General features: G+C 68.7%; 14 protein-coding genes. 10 read left to right on the top strand and 4 right to left on the bottom strand.

The genetic code is table 11. The annotated features are described in order from the left end of the window. Positions 1 to 113 precede the first annotated feature (113 nt). The 9 genes from AB0F44_RS23925 (at position 114) to AB0F44_RS23885 (ending at position 10,734) form a co-directional block, all read left to right on the top strand. Positions 114 to 1,001, top strand: a complete 888-nt coding sequence (locus AB0F44_RS23925; protein WP_357359161.1) for a hypothetical protein — start codon at positions 114 to 116, stop codon at positions 999 to 1,001. Further along, on the top strand, positions 1,001 to 2,776 hold the full coding sequence (locus AB0F44_RS23920; protein ID WP_357359160.1) for a GMC family oxidoreductase N-terminal domain-containing protein: 1,776 nt from the start codon (positions 1,001 to 1,003) through the stop codon (positions 2,774 to 2,776). The genes AB0F44_RS23925 and AB0F44_RS23920 overlap by 1 nt, the downstream gene beginning before the upstream one ends. A 48-nt stretch (positions 2,777 to 2,824) precedes the next feature. Then, positions 2,825 to 3,412: a superoxide dismutase family protein gene (locus AB0F44_RS23915; RefSeq protein WP_357359159.1), complete on the top strand. Its 588-nt coding sequence runs from the start codon at positions 2,825 to 2,827 to the stop codon at positions 3,410 to 3,412. Between the two features lie 50 nt (positions 3,413 to 3,462). Further along, positions 3,463 to 3,951 carry a nucleoside deaminase gene (locus tag AB0F44_RS23910; protein ID WP_357359158.1) on the top strand — a complete coding sequence of 163 codons (489 nt, stop codon included), beginning with the start codon at positions 3,463 to 3,465 and terminating at the stop codon, positions 3,949 to 3,951. A 124-nt stretch (positions 3,952 to 4,075) separates the two neighbouring features. Further along, positions 4,076 to 4,972, top strand: a complete 897-nt coding sequence (locus tag AB0F44_RS23905; RefSeq protein WP_357359157.1) for an alpha/beta hydrolase — start codon at positions 4,076 to 4,078, stop codon at positions 4,970 to 4,972. A gap of 47 nt (positions 4,973 to 5,019) precedes the next feature. After that, positions 5,020 to 5,625, top strand: a complete 606-nt coding sequence (locus tag AB0F44_RS23900; RefSeq protein WP_357359156.1) for a TetR/AcrR family transcriptional regulator — start codon at positions 5,020 to 5,022, stop codon at positions 5,623 to 5,625. An 81-nt stretch (positions 5,626 to 5,706) separates the two neighbouring features. Then, entirely contained in the window at positions 5,707 to 7,299 is a 1,593-nt protein-coding gene (locus tag AB0F44_RS23895) for an MDR family MFS transporter (RefSeq protein WP_357359155.1), read from the top strand. 92 nt (positions 7,300 to 7,391) lie between these two features. Next, positions 7,392 to 9,821 (top strand): DUF6351 family protein, encoded by a 2,430-nt coding sequence (locus tag AB0F44_RS23890; RefSeq protein ID WP_357359154.1) that lies wholly within the window; start codon positions 7,392 to 7,394, stop codon positions 9,819 to 9,821. A 55-nt stretch (positions 9,822 to 9,876) separates the two neighbouring features. Further along, positions 9,877 to 10,734 (top strand): alpha/beta hydrolase, encoded by an 858-nt coding sequence (locus tag AB0F44_RS23885; protein ID WP_357359153.1) that lies wholly within the window; start codon positions 9,877 to 9,879, stop codon positions 10,732 to 10,734. A 20-nt stretch (positions 10,735 to 10,754) separates the two neighbouring features. Here AB0F44_RS23885 and AB0F44_RS23880 read toward each other — a convergent pair whose 3' ends face one another. Then, complete coding sequence (locus AB0F44_RS23880; protein ID WP_357359152.1) at positions 10,755 to 11,489, bottom strand: SDR family oxidoreductase; 735 nt, start codon at positions 11,487 to 11,489, stop codon at positions 10,755 to 10,757. A 139-nt stretch (positions 11,490 to 11,628) separates the two neighbouring features. On the opposite strand from AB0F44_RS23880, the gene AB0F44_RS23875 reads away from it, so the two are divergent. Further along, entirely contained in the window at positions 11,629 to 12,930 is a 1,302-nt protein-coding gene (locus tag AB0F44_RS23875) for an MFS transporter (protein WP_357359151.1), read from the top strand. A gap of 159 nt (positions 12,931 to 13,089) precedes the next feature. Here AB0F44_RS23875 and AB0F44_RS23870 read toward each other — a convergent pair whose 3' ends face one another. The 3 genes from AB0F44_RS23870 to AB0F44_RS23860 form a co-directional block, all read right to left on the bottom strand. Next, positions 13,090 to 13,908: an alpha/beta hydrolase gene (locus tag AB0F44_RS23870; protein WP_357359150.1), complete on the bottom strand. Its 819-nt coding sequence runs from the start codon at positions 13,906 to 13,908 to the stop codon at positions 13,090 to 13,092. A gap of 68 nt (positions 13,909 to 13,976) precedes the next feature. Beyond that, entirely contained in the window at positions 13,977 to 15,467 is a 1,491-nt protein-coding gene (locus AB0F44_RS23865) for a family 43 glycosylhydrolase (RefSeq protein ID WP_357359149.1), read from the bottom strand. A gap of 10 nt (positions 15,468 to 15,477) precedes the next feature. Then, entirely contained in the window at positions 15,478 to 18,033 is a 2,556-nt protein-coding gene (locus AB0F44_RS23860; RefSeq protein WP_357359148.1) for an alpha-L-arabinofuranosidase C-terminal domain-containing protein, read from the bottom strand. Between the last annotated feature and the right edge of the window lie 9 nt (positions 18,034 to 18,042).

Genomic DNA, 18,042 nt, shown 5'->3' with positions numbered 1-18,042 from the left:
CCTGACTGTGCCGCAGCACAGTTTGGCTCCACCAACTCTGTGCGTGTCGCTGATGCCGCCGGCCCGGGGCCGGTGGCACCGTGAGACGCGCATCGAGCTCGGAGGTATGTGTCATGGGGACACCACAAATCGATCGTCGTTTCTTCCTGACCCGCGTCGGGGTGCTGGGAGCACTGGCCGCCGCCGGCACCGTGGTGCCCGGCGCCGCGAGGGCCGTGACCAGCGGATCCCAGGCGGATCCGCTGGTCGAGGTGGTCGCCAAGCTGTTGGCCGAGATCGCCCGAGACACGATCAACGGCCTCGCCGTCTTCGTCGCCCCTGGGCCCGACGCCTACTCCAGGACTCAGGGGACGCCGCGCCAGGAGCCCGGCGCGATGGAGGCGAAGACTCCCGACTTCCTGATCGAGTCGCTCGACAACTATGTACCGCTGCCGGACCAGGTCGCGACGGCGGTCGGCCGGGCGCTCGCCAACGGGCTCGCCGACGTGCCGATCGTGGTGCCGAACGGCCTCCCGCTGGTGACCAACAGCCTGCTCGCCGACCTCGACGACGCCGTCAAGGTGCTGCTCCGCAACGACGCGGCCCTCCCGCTGTCCGTGGTGATCGCGCTGCTGCTCAACTCCCAGGCGGTGCGGGTCGATCCCGGATCGGCGGCCGGGCCGCACCTCTCGCCGTTCTCCCGGCTGTCCTTCGCGAAGAAGGCGGAGGTCTTCGAGCTTCTCGAGCTGGCCGACCCGCAGCTCGTCGGCTCGATCGACGCCGAGCTGCCCGAGCCTCTGAAGGGCACGACGTCCGGCATCATGCGGTTCATCGCCGGCGCCCTGCTGGAGTTCTCCGCCTTCGGCACCTTCTGCGAGTGGTCGACCTTCGACGCCGCCGGCCTGACCGTCACGAGGCGCCCCGTCGGATGGGATCTGGCGAAGTACGACCCGGGGAGCATGGAGGGCTGGGACGAGTTCAAGGGCTACTACCAGGGACGACAGAAAGTGAGCGCCCGCTGATGCGCGACGTGATCATCATCGGAGCCGGCGGCGGAGGCGCGGTCGCCGCCAAGGAGCTCGCTGCTCAGGGGCTCGACGTACTCGTGATCGAGGGTGGGCCGCGGCACGCCAAGCCACGCGAGCAGTGGAGCCGGCTGGAGAACGACGCCAACAACCCGCTGACCGGCTACCTCCGGGTCGGCCAGGAGGACCGCTCCAAGCCGGCGGCCTACCGCGAGCTGCCGCAGAACTCCTTCCTGTGGCAGGTCTCCGGCGTCGGCGGGACGACGCAGCACTACTTCGGCAACAGCCCACGGGCCTATCCCGGGGTCTTCGCCGGGTATGACGGCCCCGACGCCGCTCTCTACGACGTCGACCACCTCTTCCCGTTCTCCTACGCCGACCTGGTGCCGTACTTCGAATGGGTGGAGACGACGCTGCCGGTGCAGACGGCGGCCGTCGGCACCAAGGAGTCGGTCTACCTGCGAGGCTGCGAGACCCTCGGCCTTCCGGTCCAGAAGACGAAGACCACGCTCGAGGCGTCGTACCGGCCCCAGGAGAACGCAATCCTGCAACCGGGCGGCACTGCCGGCCGGACGAAAGACGCCAACCTGCTGAGGTATCCGCAGGCGACGGGCTGCACGTTCTGCGGACACTGCTTCCAGGGATGCGCGAGCCCCGTGGACGCGCCCCGCAACCTGGCCGCGAAGCGCTCGACGGACAACAGCTACATGCCGATGGCGCTCACCGCCGGAGCCTGGGCAGAGGGCGGCAAGGCTGTCGAGCTGGTCACCGACGCGACGGTCACCAAGATCCGTACGGAGCAGGTCAAGGGCGAGCTGACCGCGACCGGCGTGACCTGGCTGGACAACCCGACCGGCATGGTGCAGACCGAGGACGCGAAGGTCGTCGTGATGTCCGGCGGCGCCGTGGAGAACCCGCGGCTGTGGTTCAACAGCGAGCTGCCCAACCCCAACGACTGGGTCGGCCGAGGCTTCACCGACCACTACCTGGACTGGACCTTCGGCCTCTTCGACGAGAACGTCGGCAGCTCCAAGGGCCCGGCCTCCGCGGCGCGTACCGACTACCCGGGTTACGGGATGAACATGAACGTCGGCCTGATGCAGGGCATCGAGGCGTTCACGATGACCTTCTCCGACAGCGGAATCCGTGGCCAGTACACCAACGGACGCGGAATGACCGGCCCCTGGGACGGCCCCACCGGCCGGCTGATCGGACCCGAGCTGAAGGACGTTCTCGGGCACGGCCTCGACAACATCCTCAACGTGGTCAGCATCGTCGACGACGACGTCTCCCCGATCAACCGGGTGACGCTGTCCGCGCTGCCGGCCGACGAGAACGGCCCGATCCCGAAGGTCACCTTCGCCAACCGGCACCGCACCCCGCGCAGCCAGCGCAATCGCGAGTTCCTCGCCCGTGAGGCCGCCAAGCTGTTGAAGGGCGCCGGGGCGAAGAAGGTCTACCGGGTGGACTTCCCCGCGCTTCCCCTGCACGTCCACTCGACGATGCGGATGGGCGACTCGGAGAACGACTCGGTGGTGGACCACAGCGGAGAGACCCGGGCGGTGAAGAGGCTCTTCGTCGCCGACAACTCCGCGCTGCCCAACTCGGTGGGCGGTCCCAACCCGACGCTGACCATGCAGGCGATGGTCACCCGGATCAGCGAGCACATCGTGACGCGCTACTTCGACGGCGAGGGCTGGGTCGCGAAGGGGTCGCCGGTCATCTCGACCGACTCGCGGATCACGCGCGGCCTCGTGAAGCTCGGGCTCTAGGGAAAGTACGGTGGAGGCGACCGGATTCCATTCTCGTGGAGGTATCCCATGTCCCGTCGTGCAACGGCTGCTGCCCTCGCTGCCTGTGGCCTGCTGACTCTCTCCGCCTGCGGGGAGGGGGCAGACTCTGACCCCGATGATCGCAACGAGGTGAGCGCGAAACTCGCCGACCCCGATGGGAAGAAGGTCGGGACCGTCGAGATCGAGGAGGACGACGGGACCACGCAGGTCAACGTCCGGGTGAGCGGCCTGTCGGCCGGCTACCACGGCTTCCACGTGCACACGACCGGCAAGTGCGAGGCCGACAGCGCTGCCCCGGACGACCCGTCGAAGACCGGCGACTTCCTCTCCGCGGGCGGTCACCTCAACCCCGACGACAGCGCCCACGGCGAGCACCTCGGCGACCTGCCGGCGCTCCTCGTGAACGAGGACGGCACCGCCAGCCTGGAGTTCACCGGTCCCTTCACGCTCGACGACCTCCGCGACGCGGACGGCAGCGCGGTCATGATCCACGCGGACCGGGACAACTACGCCAACGTCCCGGAGCGGTACGCCCCCGAGGGCCCGGACGAGGACACCACCAAGACCGGCGACGCCGGCGACCGCATCGCCTGCGCGGTGATCGAGGCCGGCTGACCGTCGCGAAATCAAGCGACGTACGCCGCCCGGGACAGCAGACTGGAACGGTGACCACCGACCTCACCCAGACCGACATGGCCCACCTGCGACGCTGCCTGGAACTTGCGGCCGAGGCGCTGGCCGACGGCGACGGCCCGTTCGGGTCCGTCCTGGCCGACAGCGCCGGCAACGCGCTCCAGGAGGGCCGCAACCGCGAGCACTCGACCGGCGACCCGACCGCGCATCCGGAGATCGAGCTCGCCCGCTGGGCGGCGATCAACCTCGACCCGGCGACCCGGGCCGGGGCGACGGTCTACACCTCGGGCGAGCACTGCCCGATGTGCTCGGCGGCCCACGGCTGGTCAGGGGTCGGGCGAATCGTCTACATCGCTTCCTCCGAGCAGCTGACGAAGTGGCGGGCCGGCTGGGGCGCCGGTGAGTCGCCGGTGCGAGCGCTGCCGATCCAAGAGGTGGCACCTCTTGTCGAGGTCGTCGGACCCGTCCCGGAGCTCACCGAGGAGATCCGTACCCTCCATCAAACCGCCGCGGGCGCCTGAACCCGACCGCGTGAACTCGCGGCCGGGTCAGGTCCCTTGAATGCGGGTACTGGCCCAGTGTGCCGGTGCCGACCATGTTCGCTGAGTCCCGACCCCTCACAGTCCTGAGAGGATCGGGTACGCCATGAGGCATCGCACCACCCAGGTCGGCGCCATCCAGACCTTCTACCGGGAGGCCGGCGCCGATGACGCGCCGGTGCTGCTGCTCCCGCACGGCTACCCGGGTTCGTCGTTCGTCTACCGGCACCTGCTCGCCGCACTGGGCGACCGATGGAGACTGATCGCTCCCGATCTGCCCGGGTTCGGCTACAGCGCGACACCCGCTCCAGAGGAGTTCGGCTACACGTTCGACGCCTACGCCGACTTCCTGTACGACTTCGTCAACACACTGGAACTGAACCGCTATGCGATCTGGTTGCACGACTACGGCTCTCAGTTCGGGCTCCGGCTCGCGATGCGCGAACCGGACCGGGTTGCCTGCCTGATCATCCAGAACGGCGACATCTACGAAGACGAGTTCGGACCGAAGTACGACGGGCTGCGAGAGCTCTGGGCCAACCCGGGGGCCGAGTCCCGCCGTGGCATCGCCGCCCACGTCAGCCTGGAGGGATTCCGCGATGAGTTCGCTGGCGAACTTCCCGACCACGTGGCCGATCGAATCCCACCGGACCTGTGGACTCTGCACTGGTCGCTGATGGGTACTCCGGAGCGGATGGCGAACCTGGTCCGGCTGCTGGAGGACCAGCCCAGCACGCTGCCGTGGTTCGAGCGGCAACAGGCCTACCTCCGCGAACATCAGCCTCCGACGCTGATCGTGTGGGGACCGCACGATGGGTACATGCCTGAAGGTTCCGCCCGCGCCTACCACCGTGACCTCCCTGACGCGGAACTACACCTTTTCGACGGCGGGCACTGGTTGCTGGAGACCCATCTCGACGAGGTCGCCCCGGTGGTGCGCGACTTTCTCAACCGCGTTCACCCACCGAGTCGACGCGGCGCGCCCGGCCCGGATCCCGTGTGACGCTAATTGCATTGACTGCAACTTGCACTCACTGCAAGAATACTGCCGTGTCCACCTCTGCCCCGCCTCCGAACGCTCGCGAGCGTCAGAAGCGGGAACGTCGGCTGGCGCTGATCGAGGCTGCTCAGCGACTGGTCGGCGAGCGTGGGCTCGATGACGTCACCGTGGACGAGATCAGCGCCGCGGCGGGGTTGTCGACGCGTACGTTCTTCAACTACTTCGACTCCAAGGACGACGCGGTTCTCGGCATCCAGGAGATCGAGCTCGATGCCGAGGTGCGCGCGGAGTTCGTCTCCGGCGGGCCGTCGGGGCGGCTGATGACCGACCTGGAGGCGCTGGTGGCGGGGTTCCTCAGGAATGCCGCCCCCAACATCGAGCAGGGTGAGCGGGCGATGCGGCTGATGATCTCCGAACCCCGCCTCGTGCAGCGACACATCGCCTGGCACCAGCGCGTCGTCGGTGAGCTCGAGGCGCTGCTCGCCGAGCGACGTACGGCACGGCCCTCCCCCGTCGACGACGACACCATCGGGATGGTCGCCGGCCTGCTGATGCGAGCGAGCGCGCTCGCCTGGGCACGGTCGGGCTACGAGGGCGATGCGGCGGCGCATCTGCCCGAGGCCGTCGCCCAGCTCCGCCTGCTCCTCGACGACTAGCGATAGCTCTCGGGACTTCTCACGTCACACGGGACCCGTGTGTCACCACCTCTTCAACTCCTGCCTGGAAGGTCCAACCCCATGAGTCAAACGGTCGCGCCCGACGCGCCCGACAAGCCGTTGGTCGTGCTGACGCCGCGTACGATCTGGCTGATCTTCGGTGCCCTGATGGCCTCGATGTTCCTCTCCTCCCTCGACCAGACGATCGTGAGCACGGCGATGCCGACGATCGTCGGGGAGCTCGACGGGGTCGAGCACCAGGGGTGGGTGATCACCTCCTACATCATGGCGATCGCGATCGTGATGCCGCTGTACGGGAAGTTCGGTGACCTGTGGGGCCGCCGCTGGCCGTTCCTGGTCGCCGTCGCGCTGTTCACGCTCGGCTCGCTCTTCGGCGGGATGGCGCAGACGTTCCCCGAGCTGGTCGCCGCCCGCGGTCTCCAGGGGCTCGGCGGTGGCGGGCTGATGATCCTGTCCCAGGCGATCATCGCCGACATCGTGCCGGCCTCCGAGCGCGGTAAGTACATGGGCCCGATGGGCGCCCTCTTCGGCATCTCCGCGGTCATCGGGCCGCTCCTCGGCGGCTGGCTCACCGACGGGCCCGGCTGGCGCTGGACCTTCTGGATCAACGTACCGATCGGCATCATCGCCTTCGCCGTGGCCTGGTTCGCCCTGCGGCTGCCCTCGCACCGCTCCGGTCGCCCGGTCGACTGGCTGGGGATCATGTTCATGGTGCTCTCCACCTGCGGCATCGTGCTGCTGACCTCGTGGGAGTCGCTCGGTCACGACGGCTACGACTGGTCCTCGCCGCAGCTGCTCGGCGTGCTCGTCGGCACCCTGGCCTCGGTGGCCGCGTTCATCGTCACCGAGACCCTCGCGCCGGAGCCGCTGATCCCGCTGCGACTCTTCAAGAACCCCACCTTCACCGTGACCACGCTGATCGGTCTGGTGCTCGGGATGGGCATGTTCTCGGCGATGGCGATGCTGCCGACGTTCCTGCAGATGTCGACCGGTGCCTCGATCACCAGCTCCGGGCTGCTGATGCTGCCGATGATGGCCGGCATGATGCTGACCGCGATCGGCTCGGGCATCGCGATCTCGAAGACGGGCCGCTACAAGATCTTTCCGATCGTCGGTCTGCTCATCACCGCGGCCGGGATCGCCTGGATGACCACGATCACCGGCGACATGTCGATGGTCGTCTTCGGACTGATGATCTTCGTGCTCGGCGCCGGGATGGGCCTGGTCATGCAGACCATCGTGCTCGCCGTCCAGAACGCCGTCGACCCGCACGAGCTCGGCACCGCGACCTCGGCGAACAACTTCTTCCGGGAGATCGGTGCGACCGTCGGTACGGCGCTGTTCACGACCGTGTTCACCACGCGACTGTCCGACAACTTCGGGGGCCTGGCCGAGAAGATGGCCTCCTCGGGGATGGTGCCCGCCGACGGTGCCGGGTTCTCCGGTGGGAGCCTCACCCCGGCAGCTGTCGAGCAGCTGCCCGAGCCGCTCCACACCTGGGTCGTCGACGCCTTCACCGAGGCGCTCGCACCTGCGTTCTGGTATCTCGTGCCGCTGGTCCTCCTCGGCCTCGCGCTCGCGCTGTTCCTCAAGGAGGTCAAGCTCTCCGACGAGGCCGGCATGGTCGCCCGCGGGGAGGCGGTCGCCGGCTGAGGCATCCTTGACGCTCGCCGTGACAGGAGGCATTCTCCTGTCACGGCGAGCGTCTACTCGTGGGACGTGCGCAGCTCTCGGAAAGGCATGCCATGCCCGCTCGCGCCCTGCCCCTCTCGATGGCGACGGTGTCCGCCCTCGTCGCGAGCATGCTGCTCGGTGTGGCGCCGGCTTCGGCGGCACCCGCTCCGGCCGAGGACATCGTGCTGGAGACGCTCTCCAACCGGGCCGACCTGGTCTTCGACGACAACGCCCTGGTGCGGATCACGCTCCCCGACGGGGCCGACCCCGACGACCTGCGGGTCTGGCTGGACGACACCCGCCATACGTCGAGCCGCAAGGGCGACCGCGACGTCACCGCGACCTTCGCGGAGCGGCCGAACGGCGAGATCGAGGGCGTCGTACGCGGTCTGCGGGTCGGGACCAACGAGCTGACCGCGCGCCTGCCTGACGGTCGCGGCGCCTGGCTCACGATCACCAACCATCCCCGCGGCGGGCCGATCTTCTCGGGACCTCAGCTGCAGCCGTGGCGCTGCCAGCCGACCGCGACGGACGAGCAGTGCAACCAGGAGCCGACGATCAGCTGGCTCTACCGGTCCACCAACCCGCTGCTCGACGGCCTCCAGCCCTACGATCCCGCGAACCCGCCCCGCGACGTCGCCACCACGACCACCGACGAGGGCGTGACGGTGCCGTTCGTCGTACGTGTGGAGACCGGCTACCAGAACCGCGACCAGTACCGGATCGCCGTGCTCTGGCAGCCCGGCAAGCCGTGGCAGCGCTGGCGCCCGCAGCAGCAGTGGAACAACAAGCTGTTCATCCCGCACGGCGGCAGCTGCGGGGTGGACCACGAGACCGGGACCGCGCCGACCGCCGACTACGCCGGCACCTTCAATCTCGGCATCCCGGTCGTCGCGGACGCCCTCGGCGACAGCCCGACCGTCGCCCTCGGCCGCGGCTTCGCGATGCTCTCGACCGCGCTGGCCAACACCGGCCACAACTGCAACGTCACCAGCGAGGCCGAGTCGCTGATGATGGCCAAGGAGCATCTCGTCGAGACGTACGGCGATCTGCGCTACACCATCGGCAGCGGCTGCTCCGGCGGCTCGATCGCCCAGCAGACGATCGCGAACGCCTACCCCGGGATCTACCAGGGCCTGGTCGTGACCTGCTCCTACCCCGACTCGCTCTCACCGGGCCTGCAGTTCTCCGATTACCACCTGCTCCGCAAGTACTTCGAGAGCTCCGAGCGCCTCACCGACGGCAAGTTCTGGAACCCGCTGCAGTGGGCGGCGGTCGAGGGCCACCTGCTGCCGCTCAACGCCGTCACCGCCGACGAGGGCCTCTTCAAGCAGGCGGTCATGCCGACCCACCCGTGCGCCGGGGTCAGCGACCAGGAGCGGTACGACGCGAAGTCCAACCCCGGCGGCGTACGGTGCTCGATCATCGACGGCGCGATCAATGTCTTCGGCCCGCGGCCGGAGAGCGTGTGGACGCCCCAGGAGAAGCAGATCGGGCGCGGCTTCGCGGGCTCGCCGCTGGACAACACCGGTGTGCAGTACGGCCTCGAGGCGCTCCGCGCCGGGGCGATCACCCCGGAGCAGTTCGTCGACGTCAACGAGAAGATCGGCGGGCTCGACATCGACGTCCAGCCGCGGGAGCAGCGCTCGGTCGCCGACCCGGCCGCGCTCATCAACGCCTACCGCAGCGGCATGGTCAACACCGCCAGCAACCTGTCCGACGTGGCGATCATCGACCACGGCGGACCCGACCCGGGTCTCGCGCACGACGCGCGCTGGGCCTGGGCGATGCGCGACCGGCTGACCCGGGAGCAGGGTCACGCGGACAACCAGGTGATCTGGTACGGCGTGACGCCCCTGATCGGCGACCCGAGCTACTCCAAGGAGGCGCTGCTCGCGATGGACCGCTGGCTGGCTTCTGTGGAGGCGGACGAGCGCGACGTACCGCTGGCGGACAAGGTGGCCCAGGACCGCCCCGGCGACCTGCACGACCGGTGCACCCAGACCCAGGGCATCTCCAGCGAGGACGGCCTCTTCCTACCGGTCGCGGACCCGCTCGTGGACGATCTGACCGGCGGCGCGCTCGACGGCCTGAACGGTGCCGTCAACCCGGTCCTGGACTCTGCGCTCAACCTCGTCGTCGACCCGGTCTCGGACCTGGTGTGCGGGCTCGGACCGGTCAGCGACCTGGTCAAGACCGACTTCGCGACGCCGCGGATCGTGGCCGGCGACAACAACTACTCCGACAACGCCAAGTGCCAGCTCAAGCCGTTGCGTCGCACCGACGACTACGGCGCGTTCGGCCTCAACGATGAGCAGTGGAACCGGCTGGAGGCGGCCTTCCCCGAAGGAGTGTGCGACTACAGCAAGCCGGGCGTCGGCTTCACGGAGACCGTGCCGTGGCTGACCTACCAGCGAGCCGACGGCTCGGTCGTCTACGGCGGTACGCCGATGGGCGGGGCGCCACAGTCGGCGCCGTTCGGGGGCGCGGCCGACGAGTGAAGGCCGGCAGATAAATACCGGCCGCGCTCGCCGACTCGCCGCTAAGGTCTCGCCCATGTCTTCCCCCGAGCCGACCTTCGTCCTGGTCCACGGCGCCTTCGCCAACTCGTTCTCGTTCGCACCGCTGCAGGCCGAGCTGGCGTTGCGCGGGCTCCGCTCGCTCGCGGTCGACCTCCCCGGTCACGGCTTCGGAGCGACCTTCCCGGCGGCCTACCAGGCGCCCCAGGACCTCGCCGAGCTCGCTTCGGCCCCGGGCGGGATCAAGGGCGTGACCCTCGCCGACAACGTGGCCCACCTGGTCTCGGTGCTCGAGCAGGCCAAGGAGCACGGCCCGGTCATCGTCGTCGCGCACAGCCGCGGCGGGATCACGCTGACCGCGACCGCCAACGCCCGGCCGGACCTGATCGACGCGATGGTCTACGTCTCGGCCTGGGCCCCGGTGGAGCTGGATGCGGTTGCGTACAACGCCGAGCCGGAGATGGCCTCATTCGACGCCTCCGCGCTGATCGGCGCGGCCGCCGCGAACCCCGCCGACGTCGGCCTGCTGCGCTGCAACTTCCGCACCGCCTCCCCCGAGGTCCTCGCCGGCCTCAAGCACGCCTTCATGGCCGACGGCACCGACGACGAGTTCCGTACGTTCCTCAACACCTTCCAGCCCGACGAGAACCTCGACGCCGGTGGCTCCGAGGACCGGGCCCAGGCTTCGACGTGGGGAACGGTGCCCCGTGTGTTCGTACGTCTCAGCGAGGACGTCAGCATGCCGCCGGCGATGCAGGACCGGCTGATCCGCGAGGGCGACGCCCTCACCCCGGACAACCCGTACGCCGTCCACACCCTGAGGTCGAGCCATCTCGGCTGGCTCGTCCACCCGGCGCCGGCCGCCGACCTCCTCGCGGAGATCGCGGCCCGCTGACGAGGCCGCTCACACGGGACTCACCACGGCACGGGTCCGTTGGCGTCGACGAACGTCCCTGACGGGGCGTCGTCGGGCAGGGTCGCCGCACGGACGACCACCTCGGCGGCCTGGTCCGCCGTGGTGGGTGCGTTGTCACGGTTGATCGGGGTCAGGTCGGTCTGCACGAATCCCGGGCACACCGAGGTCACCTTCACGTGAGTCTCGGTGAGCGCCTTCGCCAGCGCGATGGTCACGTTGTTCAGCGCGGCCTTGGACGACTGGTAGGCAGGCACGACCATGCCGTAGTAGGGCGATTCCGGATTGGTCTGGTCGGCCAGTGAGGCCATCGTGGTGGTCACGTTCACGATGCGCCCCGCCTCGCTCTTGCGGATGAGCGGCAGGAACGCCTCGAGGACCGCGACCGCGCCGATCAGGTTGGTCTCGTAGGTGATCCGGAACATCTCGAGGTCGACGACCTCGGCCGGGTCCGGGTTGGTGGCCTCCGGAAGGACGCCGGCGTTGTTGACCAGCACGTCGAGGTGGCCGTACGTCGCGGCGACATGGTCAGCAGCACGCTGCACGCTGTCGCGGTCGGTGACGTCGAGCTGGAGTGCCGAGGCCGAGTGGCCGTCGCGGTTGAGCCGTTCGACCTCTGCCTCGAGCGTCTCGCGACGGCGTGCGGTCAGGATGACGTGGCTCCCGCTCTGGGCCAGCTGGCGTGCCGTGGCCTCGCCGATACCGCGGCTGGCTCCGGTGACAAGGGCGACCTTCATGTGCTTCCCATCGTTCGAATTGGTTGCTTCATGAACCATTCAACCGATGTCGCCCCGCCACTTCTGGCGGCAATCGGACGTCGCAGGAGCCTCACTAAAACGTTTTCAATCTTGATGTCACCCCTGGTTCACTGTCCCGGTGGCATCCTCCCCCGGCTCCCTCTGGCACACCCTGATCCATCTCCGCGGCAACCCGCGCGCATGCGTGTGGACCGAGCCGATGTGGGGTCTGTCGATGGCGCTGGTGCTGCCGTACCTCTCGGTCTTCATGCTCACGCTCGGACTGCACGACGCACAGATCGGCCTGCTCGCGACCGTCGGGATGATCTCCCAGGTGTTCTTCGGGCTCGCCGGCGGCATCATCACCGACCGGATGGGACGTCGGCTGACGAACGCGGTCTTCGACGTGATCGCCTTCGTGATCCCATGTCTGATCTGGGCATTCGCTCAGGACTTCTGGGCTTTCCTGGCCGCGTCGCTGCTCAACGGCGCACTGCAGGTCACCGCGAACGCCTGGGACTGCCTGATGGTCGAGGACGCGGAGCGCGACCAGATCACCGGCATCTACTCCCTGGTGCGGGTCGCGGCCGACTGCTCGGCGCTCTTCGCCCCGATCGCCGCCATCATGGTCGCGCAGTTCGGCATGGAGCCGGCGGTGCGGGTGCTCTTCATCAACGCCGCGGTCGTGATGCTGGCCAAGGTCATCCTGCTGTACGCCGCCTCCCACGAGACCCGACAGGGCCGGATCCGGATGGAGCAGACCCGGCACGAGAGCCTCTGGCGGCTCTTCGTCGGCTACCGCGAGGCCGCGCGGCTGCTGGCCCGCTCGCGCGGCTCGCTGCTGGCGTTGGCCATCGCCGCCCTCGTCGCGGCTGTCACCCTCGTCAACGCCACCTTCTGGCAGGTCCTGGTCAACCACCACCTGCACGTGCCCGACCCGGTGCTGCCATTCTTCCCGATGGTGCGCTCGCTGCTGTCGGTGCTCTTCCTCTTCACCCTCATCCGCCGGCTGACCTCAGGGCACGACCTCAAACAGGCGACCTTGTGGGGCTTCGGCATCTATCTGGCCGGCCAGCTCGTGCTCGTCGTGATCCCGGCCGCCGAAGGTGACGCCGGCGTCGTGACGTACGCGCTTCTCGGGGTGTGCCTCCTCCTCGACAGCTTCGGCGCCGGGATGCTCTTCATGCTCTCGGAGTCGCTCGTCGCCTTCCACGTCGACGAGGCCGAGCGGTCACGGGTGATGGCGCTGCAGCGCACCGCGGTGATGCTCGCTGCCGCCCCGTTCGGCCTGATCTCCGGGTGGCTCTCAGGGATCGACCGCACCTATCCGTTCTGGCTGACCAGCGGGCTGCTGGCGCTCGGCATCGTGACCACCGTCGCCTGGTGGACCGGGCCCCACGCCGAGTCGCCGGTCGAGGTCGTGTCGGCGGATCGAGCCTGACTGGGACGCTGCTCACGCGAAACTGGCGTGCGGTCCTGGACGCCCTCGCTACCGAGTGGGGGGACTCCAGCAACACGGGCGCCCGGACCGCACTCGGAAGTGATAGCACGCATCCTGCGTCGAGTGCTGCCAAACCTCGACATCTGGTAACCGATGTTCTCATCCATTCAGGTCCGCCAAGAGGTGGCCCACGAGCTGGGCCGGCGCATCCTCCTGGAGGAGGTGACCGGCGCCCTCGATCCACGACAGTTGCGAATGCGGCACGCGTTCGTGCAGCCAGTGCGCATACTCGGGCGGAAGTATCCGGTCCTGACGTCCCCAGATGATGCGTACGGGGAGCGACAGCTCGGCCAGCAGGTGCTCGTACTCGACGGTGTCGGCCTGGTTGATCTGGCTGTACTGGCGATAGAAGGCGGCCTGTCCCTCTGGCCCACGCCACGGGTCGAGGAACGCGTCCAGGACTCCGGGACGGAAGCCGACCTCCGTTGCGTTCCTCAGGTGGCTCGCGACCAGCGCTTCGTGGGCGTAGGACGGGAGCTGATCGAAGACGTCGGCATGGTTCAGGATGAGCCGGAAGAGACCACGTTCCCATTCGCCGCCGCTGACTGCGTCGAAGAGCCTGAGATCGCGGTAGACGGCACCTTCGAGGAGCAGTGCGCGCAGCGCTATCGCGCCCCCGATGTCATGGGCGACGACGCTCGGGCTGGACAGCCCCCAGTGGTCCAGCAGTCGGGTGAAGTTCTGCGCTTGGGCCGCCAGGCTGAGATCTTGGCCTTCGCGCTTCTCCGAGACGCCGTAGCCGAGATGGTCGAAGACGTAGACCGTGCGCTGGCGTGACAACGCTGGAGCGATGTCACGCCAGAGATACGACGAGTACGGGGTGCCGTGCACGAGGACGATCGGGTCGCCCGTGCCATGTACGGCCCACCGCACCGTCCCACCTGGCGTAGGGAACTCGTGGTCCAGGACCCAATCCACTGCTCTCGCCTCCCCGTCATCCGCAGCGGGTGCCTTGGTAGCAACTCAGATCGACGTTACTCAGCGGCTCAAGTCAGGGTGAAGGTGCTGGAGCGCCGTCCCGCGGTGCCGCCGATGGTGAGTGCACCGCGGTCGTGCTGGAGGTAGTCGCCGCGGTCCGTGGCCACCTGCAGCGAGATCCCGCCCTTGACCGGGATGCGGCGGAAGCTGGCCTCAGCTGCGTACGCCGGGCCCGGCTCGACCGGGTCGATCCGGACCGTGCCGCCGGCGACCCGGACATACCGGTCGGGGAAGTTGAGCGACTGCAGCGACTCCGAGCCGTCGCCCGCCAGCCCGGGGACGAAGCGGAACTGGCTGTCGGCGAGATCCTTCGGGGCATGGTCGACCCGCAGGGCGTACTCGTAGTGGCGTACGAACGAGCCCGGCGCATCCAGCGGGGTGAGCCGCACGATCGGCCCGCCCTTGCCCACCGGGACCCCGAACATGGGTGTGCCGTCCTCGTGCCACACCACCTTCTGCACGCGAGCATGCCGGTTCGGGTCGTAGAGGGGGTCGCCGGTGATGTCGCGGTAGTCCCGGGCGTGGTAGACGAGAACGTCGGTCACGCCGTCCTCGGCGACCGTGAACGAGTTGTGCCCCGGGCCGTACTGCCCGGTCTGCACGTTCGTCGTGAACACCGGATCGGGGCTCTTGACCCACGATGCCGGGTCGAGCAGGTCGGCGTCAGCTGATGCGGTGAGCAGGCCCATGCAGTAGCGCGAGTCGGTGGCACTGGCGGAGAACGTCATGAAGATCCGGCCGTTGCGGACCAGCACGGCAGGCCCCTCGTTGACCTTGAAGCCCTGCACCTCCCAGCTTCGGGTCGGGGTGGCGATCCGCGCCGGGAAGGTGCTGATCGCGAACGGGGAGCTCATCTCGGCGATGTAGAGGCTGGTGTTCACCGCGATCTCGGGCTCGCTCTGCGCCCAGACCAGGTAGCGGCGGCCGGCGTGCTCGAACGTGGTGGCGTCGAGGGCGAAGCTCTGCCACGGCGTGATGATCTGCTGCGGTGCGCCCCAGCCCGCGGGGTCGCGCGGGTCGGCGAGAGTCGACTCCATGACGTACATCCGGATCCGGAAGACGTCGTCGGAGTCGCCGGCCGCGAAGTAGACGTACCAGCGGCCGTCGATGCGGTGCAGCTCGGGCGCCCAGATGTGGCCGCCCATCTTTCCGCTGGCGGGGCGGCGCCAGATCACCGACTCCGCCGCGGTGGCGAGGCCGGCGAGCGAGGCCGACCCGCGGAGCACCAAACGGTCGTACTCCGGTACGGAGCCGGTCAGGTAGTACATCCCCTCGACGGGCGGGGTGACGAACGGGTCGGCCCGGCGCTCGACGAGCGGGTTGAGGGTCGGCACTCCCCAGATTTCGGCGTCGCTGGGCATCGGTACGGGCGGTGCCGCGGCGGCTGGCACGGCATGCCCCGCGAACGCGGCCGCCGCCCCGAGGCCGACCCCGGCCTGCAGGAGGTGGCGCCTGCTGAGGCCGGCCCGGAGACTGAAGTGGTTCAGGTGATCGGACATGGGTGCTCCCCTACCGGGTCTGGATGCGGATGAAGGTCACGGAGTACGGCGCGAACGTGCGCGTGAAGGTGCTGTCGACGCCGCGGATGGTGCTGGTGACCGGCTTGATGGGCTGCGCAGTGCGGGTGTTCTGGTCCTCCGGGTCGCCGCTGATGACGGTCATCTCCGCCCTCGAGGCGACCTTGACGCCGAGGTCGAGGCGAGTGACCGCGGGCTCGGCCTGGGCGTTGACGACCTTGACGAGCAGGTCGCCGGTCGCCTCGTCACGGGTGACCACCTGCGCGAACGGCTCGGTGACCTGGTCGTCGTCGAACTCCTGGAAGAGCTGGCCGTCGAGGAAGAGCCGGACGTGGGTGCCCCGGACCTCGATCCGTACGTCGTAGGTGCGTCCGGTCTCGACCGAGTGGCCCTCACGGGCGACCAGGGTCTCCTTGCCGCCGTTCGTGGCCTTCTCGACGACGGTGCGGGTGTTGTTCCAGCCGCCGATGTTCCACCAGTAGAGGTTGCCGGAGTCCTTCACCCCGAACGCGAGCAGGAAGCCCTCGGAGCCGGACAGCTTCTTCGCCTTGAGCTTGATGTCGTAGTCGCTCGCGGTGATGTCCGAGCCCTTGACCAGGGTGTTCTGGGCGGTCGCGTCCGTCTGGGTATAGGCGCCGTCGACGACCGACCAGGTCCCACTGTTGGCCAGGGAGCTCCAGCCCTCGGCGTTCCCGTCCTCGAAGTCGTCGGCGAACAGGGAGGTCCCGTCAGGTGCGGTGACCGACACGTCGTCGTACGCCGCGGAGGTGGCCCAGGTGGAGAGGCCGACGGCGCCGGTGATGGGCTTCGCCTCGATCACCTTGCCGGTCGCCTCGCTGGGTACGACCCGGTCACCGACGTTGTTCATGAACAGCTTCTGGACCTCGTAGCTCGCAGAGCTCCAGGACTGGTCGTTGTCGAACCAGATCATGTCCGGCCGCCACTGCACGTGGTCGATGTTGGCCAGCAGCGGGGCGTAGGAGGCGAGCTGCACGACGTCGGCGTTGCGCTCGAGCCCGGTCATGTACGCCGCCTCGGACAGCGCGTTGAAGAGCTTGTTGTCCTGGGAGGCGTACTCACCGAGGAAGACCTTCGGCCCGTTGCGGTCGTAGCTGTCGTAGCGGTCGTTGTTCTGCAGGAACCAGGTCGGGGAGTTGTAGTAGTGCTCATCGACCATGTCGACGCCGGCGGCCCTGTTCTGCGCCCAGTGCTGGTCGAAGAGCGCGCCCTGGTCGTCGGGTCCGGAGTTGCTGATGATCGTGATCTCCGGATAGCGCGCCTCGATGGCCGCGCGGAACTTCTCGAACCGCTCGAAGAACTCCGCCGGAAGGTTCTCCTCGTTGCCGACGCCGAGATGAGTGAGTCCGAAGGGCTCCGGGTGTCCCATCTCCGCGCGCAGGGCGCCCCATTCGGAGTCGACCGGGCCGTTGGCGAACTCGATGAGGTCGAGAGTGTCCTGGATGTAGCGCTGGAGCAGGGCCTCGTCCTCGGTGACCCGGTTCTGGCCGCAGCCGGTGACCAGCGCCGGCACGACCGGCAGCGGCATCGCCCCGACGTCCTCGGCGAACTGGAAGTACTCGTAGTAGCCCAGCCCGTAGGACTGGTTGTAGCCCCAGAAGTTGGCGTTCGTCGCCCGCTCCTCGACCGGGCCCACGGTGTCCTTCCACTGGTAGGACCGGGCACGCTGCCAGCCGGAGGCGGCGTCGTAGCCGGACATGCTGCCGGTGTTGACCAGGCAGCCACCCGGGAAGCGGACGAACTCCGGCTCGAGCGCCGCGATCTTCTCGGCGAGGTCCTTGCGCAGCCCGTTCTCGCGGCCCATGAAGGTGTCCTCGGGCATCAGCGAGACCATGTCGAGACGGAGGGTCCCGACGCCCTCGCCCTGCAGCCACAGGCGTGCGGAGTCGGTCTTGGACGTCGCGGTGAAGGTGCCGGCGTACTTCTTCCAGGTGTCCCCGTTCACCTGGATTTGGACCGGATCGGCGTACGAGGTGGCGCCGGACTCGTCGCGCAGCGACACGGTCAGCGGCGTGCCGCCGGCTGTGTCCGAGCGTGCCCAGACCGAGAAGCCGTAGCTCTTGCCGGCCTCGAGAGCGACGCCGTTGTTCCAGCCGCTGTTGGAGACGCCGTACGTCCCACCGGCGGTGTTGGCCAGGGAGAGCTGCAGATAGGTGCGGTTGCGCTCGTTGAGCCGGGAGCCGTCGTTGACCGGGGTGGCGGTGCCGCCGCCTCCGCCCTCTCCTCGCGGGGTCCACGCGGTCATCCCGGTGTAGGAGCGGTTGTCGGCCGGGAGGAACTCGAAGGACCGGTTCCGCACCAGCTCGGCGTAGAGGCCGCCGTCGGCGGCGTAGTTGATGTCCTCGAAGAAGACGCCGTACATCGAGTCGCTGATCTCGGGACCGGACTGACCGGCGTGGGCCGTGATCGTGTAGTCGGGTTCGGGTGCAGCGGCTCGTCGGTCCGCGCCGAGGCTCGGCGCGGCGTAGGCCAAGGGCAGTGCGAGGACGGTGGCAGCGGACAGGACGGTCAGCAGACGGATTCTGTGCACGATGGTCTC

Origin of the sequence: Nocardioides sp. NPDC023903, from assembly GCF_040639295.1 — a bacterium.
Lineage (GTDB): Bacteria > Actinomycetota > Actinomycetes > Propionibacteriales > Nocardioidaceae > Nocardioides.
The sequence above is the reverse complement of the archived record's forward strand: the minus strand, read 5'-3'. Positions and strand labels throughout refer to the sequence as shown.

Excerpts from the sequence above, each read along its gene's own strand:
- AB0F44_RS23925 (WP_357359161.1), top strand. The coding sequence starts at position 114 with ATGGGGACACCACAAATCGATCGTCGTTTCTTCCTGACCCGCGTCGGG.
- AB0F44_RS23905 (WP_357359157.1), top strand. The coding sequence starts at position 4,076 with ATGAGGCATCGCACCACCCAGGTCGGCGCCATCCAGACCTTCTACCGG.
- AB0F44_RS23885 (WP_357359153.1), top strand. The coding sequence starts at position 9,877 with ATGTCTTCCCCCGAGCCGACCTTCGTCCTGGTCCACGGCGCCTTCGCC.
- AB0F44_RS23880 (WP_357359152.1), bottom strand. The coding sequence starts at position 11,489 with ATGAAGGTCGCCCTTGTCACCGGAGCCAGCCGCGGTATCGGCGAGGCC.
- AB0F44_RS23920 (WP_357359160.1), top strand. The coding sequence starts at position 1,001 with ATGCGCGACGTGATCATCATCGGAGCCGGCGGCGGAGGCGCGGTCGCC.
- AB0F44_RS23895 (WP_357359155.1), top strand. The coding sequence starts at position 5,707 with ATGAGTCAAACGGTCGCGCCCGACGCGCCCGACAAGCCGTTGGTCGTG.
- AB0F44_RS23865 (WP_357359149.1), bottom strand. The coding sequence starts at position 15,467 with ATGTCCGATCACCTGAACCACTTCAGTCTCCGGGCCGGCCTCAGCAGG.
- AB0F44_RS23915 (WP_357359159.1), top strand. The coding sequence starts at position 2,825 with ATGTCCCGTCGTGCAACGGCTGCTGCCCTCGCTGCCTGTGGCCTGCTG.
- AB0F44_RS23890 (WP_357359154.1), top strand. The coding sequence starts at position 7,392 with ATGCCCGCTCGCGCCCTGCCCCTCTCGATGGCGACGGTGTCCGCCCTC.